Origin of the sequence: uncultured Brachyspira sp. (assembly GCF_944393015.1) — a bacterium.
Classification (GTDB): domain Bacteria; phylum Spirochaetota; class Brachyspiria; order Brachyspirales; family Brachyspiraceae; genus Brachyspira.
The window spans coordinates 44,062-56,322 of the sequence record NZ_CALXYQ010000006.1 but is presented as its reverse complement, the minus strand read 5'-3'; the positions used below and the strand labels follow the sequence as shown (position 1 = coordinate 56,322).

General features: G+C 27.2%; 10 protein-coding genes. 4 read left to right on the top strand and 6 right to left on the bottom strand.

The features are described from left to right. The first annotated feature begins 40 nt into the window (after positions 1-40). Both Q0K19_RS03775 and Q0K19_RS03770 read left to right on the top strand, forming a co-directional pair. Complete coding sequence (locus tag Q0K19_RS03775; protein WP_297245463.1) at positions 41-832, top strand: prohibitin family protein; 792 nt, start codon at positions 41-43, stop codon at positions 830-832. An 11-nt stretch (positions 833-843) separates the two neighbouring features. After that, positions 844-1,575 (top strand): ComF family protein, encoded by a 732-nt coding sequence (locus Q0K19_RS03770; RefSeq protein ID WP_297245462.1) that lies wholly within the window; start codon positions 844-846, stop codon positions 1,573-1,575. On the opposite strand, the gene Q0K19_RS03765 is transcribed toward Q0K19_RS03770, so the two are convergent. The 6 genes from Q0K19_RS03765 to Q0K19_RS03740 form a co-directional block, all read right to left on the bottom strand. Then, positions 1,572-2,612 (bottom strand): hypothetical protein, encoded by a 1,041-nt coding sequence (locus Q0K19_RS03765; protein WP_297245460.1) that lies wholly within the window; start codon positions 2,610-2,612, stop codon positions 1,572-1,574. The genes Q0K19_RS03770 and Q0K19_RS03765 overlap by 4 nt on opposite strands. A 146-nt stretch (positions 2,613-2,758) precedes the next feature. Beyond that, entirely contained in the window at positions 2,759-4,273 is a 1,515-nt protein-coding gene (locus tag Q0K19_RS03760) for an FGGY-family carbohydrate kinase (protein WP_297245458.1), read from the bottom strand. A gap of 22 nt (positions 4,274-4,295) precedes the next feature. Further along, entirely contained in the window at positions 4,296-5,882 is a 1,587-nt protein-coding gene (locus tag Q0K19_RS03755) for an FGGY-family carbohydrate kinase (protein ID WP_297245455.1), read from the bottom strand. A 103-nt stretch (positions 5,883-5,985) separates the two neighbouring features. After that, positions 5,986-6,813, bottom strand: a complete 828-nt coding sequence (rhaD, locus tag Q0K19_RS03750; protein WP_297245453.1) for a rhamnulose-1-phosphate aldolase — start codon at positions 6,811-6,813, stop codon at positions 5,986-5,988. A gap of 29 nt (positions 6,814-6,842) precedes the next feature. After that, positions 6,843-8,087: an L-rhamnose isomerase gene (locus tag Q0K19_RS03745; RefSeq protein ID WP_048595318.1), complete on the bottom strand. Its 1,245-nt coding sequence runs from the start codon at positions 8,085-8,087 to the stop codon at positions 6,843-6,845. A gap of 19 nt (positions 8,088-8,106) precedes the next feature. Beyond that, positions 8,107-9,507 carry a rhamnulokinase family protein gene (locus Q0K19_RS03740; protein ID WP_297245451.1) on the bottom strand — a complete coding sequence of 467 codons (1,401 nt, stop codon included), beginning with the start codon at positions 9,505-9,507 and terminating at the stop codon, positions 8,107-8,109. A gap of 294 nt (positions 9,508-9,801) precedes the next feature. Between Q0K19_RS03740 and Q0K19_RS03735 the strand changes: the two genes are divergently transcribed. After that, positions 9,802-10,656 carry an AraC family transcriptional regulator gene (locus tag Q0K19_RS03735; protein ID WP_297245449.1) on the top strand — a complete coding sequence of 285 codons (855 nt, stop codon included), beginning with the start codon at positions 9,802-9,804 and terminating at the stop codon, positions 10,654-10,656. 97 nt (positions 10,657-10,753) lie between these two features. Further along, positions 10,754-12,247 (top strand): sugar ABC transporter ATP-binding protein, encoded by a 1,494-nt coding sequence (locus tag Q0K19_RS03730; protein WP_297245447.1) that lies wholly within the window; start codon positions 10,754-10,756, stop codon positions 12,245-12,247. Positions 12,248-12,261: the final 14 nt, after the last annotated feature.

Sequence of the window (12,261 nt, the reverse complement as noted above, 5' to 3'; positions counted from 1 at the left end):
CTTATATTTTAATATTTCATATATATTTAAGGAGGAACATATGAGAATAATAAATGTGAGTTCAAATAAGCTGCATTCTATACTTTTTATAGCATTGCCTGTGGTTTTAGTTGTAGGATTTTTAATATTTTCCAGTGTTACAATAGTATCTACTGGGGAAGTTGGAATAAGAAGCAGATTAGGTAAAGCTATATCTCAGGAAGAGCCGGGACTTCATTTTAGAATACCTTTTATAGACACAATAAAAACTATGGAAGTAAGAGAACAAACTGTAGAAAAAACTTATGCTGTATCATCAAAGGATATGCAGACAATATCTATGACTTTAAATGTTCAGTATTCTATAACAGGAGATGCTTTGGATTTATTTAGAAAATTCGGAACAGATTATAAAAACAAATTAGTTAATCCTAGAATATCAGAGAGTTTGAATGCTGTTTCTGCAAGATACACTATAGAAGAATTCATAACAAAAAGAAATGAAATGGCTGGAGAGCTTTTAAAAGAAGTTATGAGTGATTTTCAGGATTACGGCATCACAGTTGCTGCATGCTCTATTATAGAACATGATTTTTCTGATGAATTTGATCAGGCAATAGAAAGAAAATTGATAGCTTCCCAAGATGCTTTAACAGCACAAAATGCATTGGAAAAAGTAAGATATGAAGCTGAAGCTGAAATAACAAAAGCTAAAGGTATAGCAGAAGCTAATAGAATAATGCAGGAATCTTTAACACCTCTTCTTATTCAAAGAATGTATATAGAGAAATGGGATGGTAAAATGCCTCAGGTTTCAGGCTCTGGTGTTACCCCTATGATACAAGTAAAATAATTAAATATTAAATGAAACTTTACAAGCATATTATAAATAATATATTTTCTTTAATATTTCCTAATCACTGTATAATATGCGGTGAATTAATGCAAAGTAATAATATGAATTATGTTTGTATTGACTGCATAAATAAAAATTTGGATTATATACATAAAGATGAATATATACGATGCCCTAAATGCGGTAAAGTTTTAGAAAGTGAAAAATCAATATGCATTTGCAAAGATGAAGAACTTTATTTTGATGAATGTAAATCTATGCTTTATTATAATAATCATACAGTAGATTTGATTCACAAAATGAAGTTCTCTCATAGATATTTAATTTGTAAAGACTTTGCTGCTATGCTTAGTTATTATTATAAAGATTATATTAAAAGCTATGATGCAGTTACTTTTGTACCTCTTGGTAAAAATAGATTTTTGGAAAGAGGATACAATCAAAGTGAAATAATAGCTAAAACAATATCCAAAATCCTAAATATAAAATTAATAGATGATATAATATTCAGAAAAAAAGAAACCAAAGCATTAAGCTCTTTAAACAGTAAAACAGAAAGACTAAATATGATAAAAAATGCTTTTGTGATAAATACTGACTACAGCAATCATAATAAAATAAATCTTCTTATAATAGATGATGTACTTACCACGGGAAGCACTTTAAATGAAATTTCTAAAGAGATTAAGAAACTAGAATGCATTAACAAAATAGGTTTGCTTACCGTAGCCCGTGCTTAGTTTTTCATCTCTTTTTCAACTTTCTCTTTTAATTCTAAGTCATTCATTTTATCGCATGCTTTAAAGAAAGAATCATATAAACTCTTTGAATATGTATTATGTTCATTAGTAAATGCTATCTTTATAAAATCCCATAATGAGTTTATATTATCATTAATTTCTTTGTTAATTAAAATTTTTAACGCACTGTCTGCTATTGATATGCCGGCATGAACTTTATAAAAAGCATTATTATTAATAGATTTTATATCATCAATATTTAATAAAATAATATTCAAAGCCTCATCATAATTTGAAACCCTTATTAAATTCTCTGCATAATTACTTAAATATGAAACTAAATAAAATAAATACTTCTTTGATAATGCCTGATTTTGTTTGTTTTTATCATAATCACTTTTAACAATCTCATAAAGTTTTTTATTAGCCTCTAATTCACCATCTTTGTTTCCTATTTCTATTTCAAAATCTCTAAGTCTTTCTAAATTAATCCTGTCCCATTTTTCAATGCTTGATTTCCATACATCTATTAATTCATAATATAAATCTTTAAATCCCAATTCCAAAGCATAATGCATACAATACTGAATAGTTAATTTTTCTATATCACTTTCAAATCTCACATTACTGTCATAACCAATGGCACAATCAGTATTTATCTTTTTTGCTTTTTCAAATAAATCTTTATTATCCTTATTGTATTTGCTTAAAAGAAATGTCAAAGATTCTAATGCTATTCCTATTCCTTTATATTTTGAGTGTTCTCTGTCTTTTAATTCTTCATTAAATAAATGAATGATTATATTTTTCAAAGCTTCTTTATTTAACGCTTGTAGATTTTTATAATATATAATAGAAAATGAAAGTCTTGCCCTTAATAAATAATTTTTATCAACATCATCTTCCATTTCGCATGAATATTTACTTATTAAATTATTATATTTCTCTTTATCATCAAAAAAACTTCCTATAATATTATCAAAATCGTTTTGATACATTTCTAAAGCTTTTAATAATTTTTCTTGAAATATTTGCATAATTAAACTCCTAACTAACTAAAAGAACTATATCAGTAAATTCTAAATTTGTCAAAATTATTATATAAAAATAGGGGACTATAAGTCCCCAAAAAAAGAGTTTTCTATAAAATAAAATTAATGATGGAAAAATTCTTAAAATATAATCATAAATCAATATTATCCCAAAGACTATCCAATAATTCTAATGTTTGTTTATATAATTTATACTTTTTAGAATATATTTCATGTTTATCTTTGTCTGCTTTTATAGTATTTGCAATTTTCACCATTTTTTCTGCTGCTTCTTCCAAAGTTTTATATTGACCGGAAGCCACAGAACATGCAATAGCACATCCAAATGCTCCAGTTTCCATTATATCAATTACATCTATATCTATCCCCATAATATCACTGAACATACTGCTCCAAACTTTAGATCTAGCAACACCTCCAGCTAATTTAATAGATTTTATAGGTTTATTTCTGCTTGCCTTTAATTTATCTAAATGAAATCTATGAGAGAAAGCAATACCTTCATACATTCCTCTAAATAAATGTGCTCTAGTATGATAATTATTCATGCCTATTATACTAGCTTTAGCATTAGGATGAACATTGCTTGCCATCAAAAACGGATGAAATATAGGACAAAAATCTTTAATAGAAACAGAGTCTATTTCTTCATCTATTTTTTTATATAAATCTTTTTTTGAAGATACATTTTGTACAAAATCTCCAAAAATATTTTTCAAAAACCATTCAAAGTTACCGGCTGAAGTAGCACTAGATTCTTCTATAAGATAATACTCAGGCATACAAAAAACAGAATTCATTAATACTGATCCGTCTAATACAGCATCTTTTCTAATATATTCATTTATACTCCAAGTACCTGCTATCATACATACATTATCTTCATTAACCAAACCTGCAGCAATAGCACAAGCATCTATATCAAACATTCCTCCAGCTACAGGAGTACCCTCTAATAATCCTGTTTTTTGAGCAGCTTCTTTTGTTATATAGCCGCATATATCTGTAGAATTTTTTATAGGCGGAAGCTTATCTTTTATAATACTTAAATCAAATAATTTAAGAAGCTCATCATCATAATTTTTTGTATTTAAATTTAATAAATTAGACCCTGAATAATCAGTAATCTCTGCATTTGCCTCACCTGTTAATCTAAATCTTATATAATCCTTACATTCAAAAATATATTTAGTATTATTTATTACATTTATATCATTGTCTTTAAACCATGATAATAAGGCAACAGGTTGACAAGGCATTATATGCTGATATGATAATTTAAATACCTCTTTTTCTATCCCGTTTTCCTTCCAATTAGTAACATACTTCCAAGCTCTATTGTCTGTTGATATAATACCATTATAAGATGGTTTATTATCTTTTCCCCATAAGTATAAACCTTTACCATGTCCGCAGCAGGCCAAAGCAGCTATATCTTTAGGATTGATTTTAGACATCTCAATAACCTGCGATATTATTTTGCAATTAGCTTCCCACATCTCTTCCATGTCTCTTTCGGTAAAACCAGGTTTAGGATTAATTACATTTGTATCTGTTGAAGCTATGGCTATTTCATTACCAAACTCATCATATAAAGCTGCTTTAGTAGTAGTGCCTCCATTATCTAATCCAATATAATATTGCATATTTTATCTCCAGATTAATCAATTAAAAATCTTTCATAATATTTTCATATTTAATTTTATCATTAAACATATTCAAATAAATTTCATATTTTTTATTATAGTAATCAGCTAATTTATTATTAGGTTTTACCATCTCTCCAAGTCTTCCCATTTTATTTAATGCCTCTTTATATGTAGAATAAACTCCTGAAGCTATAGAAGCATTTATGGCACTTCCCAAAACCACTGCCTCATCATGTCCGGCAAAATAAATATCCTGATTACAAATATCTGCTAATTCCTGCATATATAATGTATTTTTAGCAGCACCGCCACAAACGATAATAGTGTTTATCTTATATCCATTATCTCTTGCAACCTCTATAATATGTCTAGTACCAAAACATATACTGTCTAAAACAGCCAAATATATTTTAGCCATAGACTCTAAGTTCTCAGCCATATCTATACCTACAATAATACCTCTAGGCTTATTATCTGCTCTTGGAGATCTATTACCATAATGATAATCTAAAACATGTAAATCTTTTATTATATAAGGATCTTTCTCCCTTAACCTTTTGATCTCATCATTTAATACATCATATATTTTATTATGCACTCCATTTACTTGCTTTAATACCGTGCTATAGTAAGAATGATTTCTCAATGTATAATCTAATAAACTGCCATAAGCACTTTGTCCGCCTTCATTAAGCCACATATTAGAAACCATAGCATTATAATAAGGTCCCCATATTCCTGGTATAAAAGTAGATTCATTTCTATTCATCATATGACAAGCAGATGTTCCGGCTACTATAACAAGTACATCATCTGCCTCATCTCTTAAAGAACCAAGTCCGCCCGCATGAGCATCTATCATTCCAACAGAAACTTTTACATTTTCATGAAGCCCTAATTCTAAAGCACTTTCTTTTGTTAAAAAACCGGCTAAACTTCCAGGTTCTTTAACTGTAGTACCTATATTTTTATTTTCTAATAAATCAGATAAACCTATTACCTCAAAAAAACTTTTATCCCAACTATTTTTATGAGCTAAATATGTCCATTTGCAAGCCAGTGTACATGAACTTCTAATATCAGATCCAGAAGCCTTATACTGCAAAAAATCTGCTAAATCAAAAAACTTATCAATTCTTTCATATGAATTAATTAAATTATTTTTAAGCCATAGTATTTTTGGTATTTCCATTTCAATACTAATTTTACCGCCTACATAATTTAAAACTTCATAATTATTAGAATTAATAAATTCCGTTTCTTTTTCTGCTCTATGATCCATCCACATAATAATATTCCAATAATCATCATTATCCGGATTGACACTAACTGGTTTATTATCTTTATCTAATACCACAAGAGAACAAGTGGCATCGAAACCTATAGCAATAATATCCAAAGGATTTATATTAGTCTCTTTAATAGATTCTTTTACAACATGACAAAGACTTTCCCATATATCTGTAGATGACTGCTCAACAAAATTACCAGACATTTTTCTGTTTTTGATGTCTTTACTTTTAAATATCAGACTATCCCCAGTAATTGAAAATATTCCAGCCCTTACACTTCCGCTGCCTACATCAACACCTATAACATATTGCATAAAAACTCCTTATAATAAAAATAAGTATCTAGTAAGAATAACAGATAAATCATAAAGCATTAAAATAAAAATATCAAAATTTAATATATTTGCCTATATATAATCATTTTTTTTCATATAAATATTCTTCAGGAAGAGTCAATTTAAAATCTACAGCCAAATCTCTAAAATTCTGAGGTAAAATAGTTTGTCTTTTATTATTTGACATAGATAAAACTTTCACTAATATCTCAGCAGATTTTTCAATAGTATGAGCAAGTCCGAAAGTTATATCATAATCCTCACCTGAACAAAATAAACCATGATGTGCCCAAATAACCGCATCAAAATTATGCATAAGTTTAGAAGTAGCAATAGCTATGTCCTTTCCACCAGGAACCATCCATTCTACTATTCCTATACCATTTGGAAATACTACAGGACATTCAGTAGCCATCTCCCAAAGTTCTCTAGTAAAAACTTTATGATCTAATGGAAGTACAAAAGTTAAAGCGATAACATTAGTTGGATGGCAATGATATATAACTCTATATTTATTATCTGTAGTGATCTTTTTTATTTCATGATTCATTAAATGAGTAGGAAGTTCGCTAGTTGGTCTTCCACCATTTCTTAATCCCCATAATACACGGTAATTATCTCCGCTATTATCAAGCTGTATTATACAAGTGCTATCTTCTGTATCTAAATCAACATTTTTGAAAAATTTTCCGGAGCCTGTAACCATAAAATATTCATTTGCTAATTTAGGAACTGATACACCTATAGGTTTATATTCATTATTTTCTTTAAAATATTTAGATGCTTCTTCAACATCTTTTTCTGTCAAACGATAGCTTAAATTTCCTCCGTTTCTTTCATGCCAATTATGAAGATATCCGTCTTTAGCTAATTCTATAAAACCTTTTACAAATTTAATATTATAATCCATAAATTTATATCCTTAAATAATCATTAAAATTAAACTCTTTTTACAAGAACATTCTTCTCATAATCTTCTATCTCTTTAAACCATTCTTCAGAGCCTATTACATTATTTCTATTACAAAACTCATTCCATACATCTCCAAAAGGATAAGTTTTTATTTCCTCTTGTAAAAACATTAATTGAGTAAATTTGCTTTTCATTTGAAGATCATATAAAGTTTTATTAGGTTGAAGCAATCCGAATAATAAAGCTTTCTGAACATTTCTAATTCCTATAACCCAAGCAGCTATTCTATTGATACTAGCATCAAAATAATCTGTTGCTATTTTTATTCTTGATATATCATCGCATCTTGTTATTTCTTTACATATTTCTTTAACTTCATCATTAAATAATATAACATGATCCGAATCCCATCTTACAGGTCTTGTTATATGCAATGCTAAATTTTTATTGAATAAAAGCATAGAAGAAATTTTATCATAAATAGATTCTGTTGGATGATAATGTCCATTGTCCATTAAAGGCATAATACCTCTTGAAGCTGCATAATTAATACAGAATTCAGCAGAACCAACTGTATAACTTTCCAAACCTATTCCAAAAACCTTAGATTCTAAACAAACAAGAACTTTTTCTTTATCATAATCTATAGATAATATTTCATCTAATGACTTTTGAAATCTTACTCTAGGAGACATTCTATCAGCGGGTATATCTTTATAACCATCAGGTATCCATATATTCATAACGCATGGTTCATTTAGTTCTTCAGCAAAATATTGAGAGATTCTTATGCATGCTTTTCCATGCTCTACCCAAAACTTTCTAATTTCTTCATCAGGACTTGATAATGTGAATTGAGATGCTTTAGGATGAGAGAAAAATGTAGGGTTAAAATCAATACCCATATTTCTTTCTTTTGCAAAATCAACCCATTTCTTAAAATGCTTTGGTTCAAGTTTATCTCTGTCAGCAAATTCTCCGTCTTCAAATATAGCATAACTAGCATGTAAATTAAGTTTATGCTTTCCAGGTATTAAACTAAAAGCCTTATCCATATCCTGCATCAATTCCTGGTAGTTTCTAGCTTTTCCTAAATAATTACCTGTAGTTTGTATACCGCCAGATAGATTTTGTTTAGTATCAAAACCATTAACATCATCACCCTGCCAGCAATGTACTGAAATTTTTATATTTTGTAATTTTTCTAATGCCTCATCTGTATTTATTGATAATTTAGAATACATTTTTTTAGCTTCTTCATATCTGCTCATAAAAAACTCCTCAAATATTTTAATTATATTGTTTTATATCAAAAGAATAAGAAATACATTTCCTTGCTTCCTTCACAGAAGAAAATACACCCTTATTCAACATTTGGCATATAATATTACCTATAGAGGTTGCCTCAACAGGTCCTGAGAAAATATGCATATTAGTTTTCTTAGCTATTAAAGAATTCAAATAATTATCCTGAGAACCTCCCCCTATTATAAAAAATGAACCCATTTTCTTACCTGATAAAAACTCAACTTCTTTTATAGCTTCATGATAACTATGGCAAAGACTATTATATACAATATTTACAATATCATTTATAGATTTAGTTTCATAATTTAGCTTAGTTTTACAATAATCCTTTATAGTATCTATCATAGAACTAGGAGAAAAGAATGCATTATCATTAACATCTATAATAACATTGCTGTCATTTAATTCTCTTGCCATGTTGCTTAATTCTTCAAAAGAATATTTATTATTCAATTCTTTTTTAATATTTTGTATTATCCATAGTCCCATTATATTTTTAAGATATCTATATTTATGATTATAACCACCTTCATTAGTAAAATTTAATTTTAAACTATCTAAGCTATTATTATATTTTTCACTTTCTATACCTAATAATGACCAAGTACCAGAACTCATATATAAAAAGTCATCTTTTTCTGTAGGTACTGATAATACTGCTGAAGCTGTATCATGAGACGGTGCTGTAACTACTTCTAAATCAAATCCCACTATTTCTTTTATATCATCTTTTAACATACCTACAAATGTTCCGGGCTGCAATATATTTTGAAAAATATGCTTAGGTATTTTTAGCTTATTCAATATATCAGTATCCCATTGACAAGATGAAACATTTAATAATTGTGTGGTACTTGCATTAGTATATTCATTATTTTTTTTACCTGTAAGCAAAAAATTAAAATAATCAGGCATCATCAAAAAAGTATCAGCTTTATTAAAAATACCACTGTCTTTCATTGAATATAATTGATATATTGTATTAAACTCTTTATTTTGTATTCCTGTTTTATTATAAAGTTCTTCTTTAGATATTATTTTATACACTTGCTCAGGAATATTAAAAGTTCTTTTATCTCTATAACTTACAGCATTTCCTAATGTATTATTATCTTTATCCAATAAAACAAAATCTACACCCCAAGTATCTATGGCCATAGAAACAGGTATTTTATTTATTTCTTTACATTTTTTTATGCCTTTTACAATTTCAGAAAAAAGATAATCCAAATCCCAACATAGATGATTATCAATTTCAGATACTCCGTTTTTAAATCTGTAAACTTCTTCAACTGATAATTTATTATTTTCATCTATATATCCTAATATATGTCTTCCGCCTGAAGCACCTATATCTATAGCTAAAAAATAATTTATTTTCATAATTCCTCTTAAAAAATATATAACATGTACAATAAATTTATTATTAAATATTCTACTACAGTTGTTTTTTTACATAAGGACTAAATTTGAAACTAACAGTATTTTTTTTTGATTTATTAATGAAATTTGAATTTAATTATGTTATAATAATATCATGATAATTTGGAGGTATAAATTATAAATAGTAAAATTTTAAATTTCTTTGATAATATAACTGAAGAGGAACGTGAAATTTTATCTGGAAAAAAAAGTTTTAAGAAGCAGTTGTATACTGATGATAATGATTTTATATGTGTGGATGTAAATAAATTTTTAAAAAAAGGGAATTTAATTACAATAAGACCGCATACAAGATTCATAGATATACCGGAACACAATCATACATATATAGAAGTTATTTATGTCCTTAAAGGAAATATTATACATGTAATAGATAATGAAGAAATATCTTTAAATAAAGGGGATCTGCTATTTTTAAATTTTAATATCTCCCATAGAATAAAAGCCTGCAATAAAAATGATGTTGCTATAAATTTTATAATAAAAAAAGATTTTTTCAATGATGTATTATCTATGTTAGAAGAAAATAACTATATAAAAGATTTTATAATAAATTTATCTAAAAGTGATAATACCAAAAGACAATTTTTACTATTTAATACATTTGGAATACTTCCAATAGAAAATATACTTGAAAACTTAATATACTCTATAATAACAAACAGATCTTTAGATGAAGTTAATATTAATAAAAAACTTATTGGCATATTATTTATGTATCTATACAATTATACATTTCTTTTAGAAAAAAATTTTGTATTAGATGATGAATACACAATATCAAAATATATAACAAATTATATAGAAACAGAATACAAAACAGCCAAATTATCTGAATTGGCTAAGCAATTAAACAGCAATATATTTCAGATAAGCAGATTTATAAAATCTAAATTCGGTCAGACTTTTAAAGAAATGCTTCAAAATAAAAAATTTGAGCTAGCATCAAAACTTTTAATAGAAACTAATCTGTCTATTTCAGACATTATAAGTAATATAGGATATGAAAATAACAGCTACTTTCATAAACGATTCAAACAAATATTCTCCATATCTCCTGCTGAATATAGAAAAAGATATAAAAAATAGCAAAAAAGAATGTAACTTTTGTTAAATTACGTTCTTTTTTTTTATCTATTTATGTACTATATTAAGATATAATTACTTAAATTAGGATTTGATATTTATGAATGATAAAACTTTCTTAGAAATTTCAAATGTAAGTAAAACTTTTCCTGGTGTAAAAGCCTTAAATAAGGTAAAATTTGATATTAGATACGGCGAAGTACATTCTCTAGTTGGAGAAAATGGGGCTGGTAAATCTACATTAATAAAAATATTATCTGGATTTCAGCAGCCTGATCTAGGGGCTAAAATAGTTATAGACGGTCAAGAAACTAAATTAAATGGAGTAATAGACGCCATTAAAAAAGGAATATCTGTTGTATACCAGGATTTTAGTTTATTTACCAATTTAACTGTAGCAGAAAATATAGGCATAAATGAGATTATAGAAAAAAAACAATTTATAATTAATTGGAAAAAACTCAATGAAAATGCAAGAAAAGCTTTAAAATTCATAGGTTCGGATATTAATCCTAATGAAATAGTAGAAAATTTATCTGTTGCTAAAAAACAAATGGTTGCAATAGCAAGTGCCATAGCTCAAGATGCTAAAATGATAATATTAGATGAACCTACTTCTGCTTTATCAAGAGGCGAAGTAGAACATTTATATGAAATAATAGATATCTTAAAAAATAAAAATATGGCTATTATGTTTGTAAGCCATAAAATGGAAGAATTGTTTAGAGTATCTGATAGATTTACCATATTTAGAGACGGACAATATGTGGATACTTTAGATAGAAAAGATGTAGATGAAGATAAATTAGTTTCTTTGATGGTTGGACGTAAAGTCGAAATAAAAAAATATGCTAAATTAGAACAAAATGAAGATATAGTATTAGAAGTACAGCAATTATCTAAGAAAGGAAATATAAAAGATGTTTCTTTCAAGCTTCATAAAGGTGAAGTTGTAGGAATTACAGGTCTTGTAGGTGCCGGACGAAGCGAACTTGCTCAAATAGTATTTGGAATATTGCAGCCGGATAGCGGTAAAATATTGGTAAATGGTAAAGAAGTATCCATAAATTCACCAAGCGAAGCATTAAAAAATGGTATAGCATATATACCAGAAAGCAGACAAACACAAGGTCTCATTTTACCTAAAACAATAGAAAGCAATATAACATTACCTATTTTATCTAAATTCAAAAATAAATTTGGTCTTATTGATATAAAAAAACAAAGAAATTCTGTAGATCAATGGATAAAAATGCTTGATGTAAGACCGAATGATCCAAATATGTTAGCTTCTCAGCTTTCAGGAGGAAATCAGCAAAAGGTAGTATTAGCAAAATGGATATCAACAGGTGCTAACATATTAATCATAGACGAACCTACTAATGGTGTGGATATAGGGGCAAAATCTGAAATACATCAAATTATTAGAAAATTAGCTAAAGAAGGTACATCTATTATTATAATTTCATCTGAATTACCTGAAATTCTTTCTGTAAGCGATAGAATTTTAGTTATGAGAAGAGGAACTATAAATGGTGAATTTATTAATGATTCTGTATCTCAAGAAGATATTATGCATAAAGCAGTTGTTTAATTAATTTTTAGGGG

What these genes read in the sequence shown, in the direction of transcription:
- Q0K19_RS03765 (WP_297245460.1), bottom strand. Translation starts at nt 2,612, where the DNA reads ATGCAAATATTTCAAGAAAAATTATTAAAAGCTTTAGAAATGTATCAA.
- Q0K19_RS03755 (WP_297245455.1), bottom strand. Translation starts at nt 5,882, where the DNA reads ATGCAATATGTTATAGGTGTTGATGTAGGCAGCGGAAGTGTAAGGGCT.
- rhaD (WP_297245453.1), bottom strand. Translation starts at nt 6,813, where the DNA reads ATGGATTATAATATTAAATTTGTAAAAGGTTTTATAGAATTAGCTAAA.
- Q0K19_RS03760 (WP_297245458.1), bottom strand. Translation starts at nt 4,273, where the DNA reads ATGCAATATTATATTGGATTAGATAATGGAGGCACTACTACTAAAGCA.
- Q0K19_RS03770 (WP_297245462.1), top strand. Translation starts at nt 844, where the DNA reads ATGAAACTTTACAAGCATATTATAAATAATATATTTTCTTTAATATTT.
- Q0K19_RS03730 (WP_297245447.1), top strand. Translation starts at nt 10,754, where the DNA reads ATGAATGATAAAACTTTCTTAGAAATTTCAAATGTAAGTAAAACTTTT.
- Q0K19_RS03745 (WP_048595318.1), bottom strand. Translation starts at nt 8,087, where the DNA reads ATGAGCAGATATGAAGAAGCTAAAAAAATGTATTCTAAATTATCAATA.
- Q0K19_RS03740 (WP_297245451.1), bottom strand. Translation starts at nt 9,507, where the DNA reads ATGAAAATAAATTATTTTTTAGCTATAGATATAGGTGCTTCAGGCGGA.
- Q0K19_RS03775 (WP_297245463.1), top strand. Translation starts at nt 41, where the DNA reads ATGAGAATAATAAATGTGAGTTCAAATAAGCTGCATTCTATACTTTTT.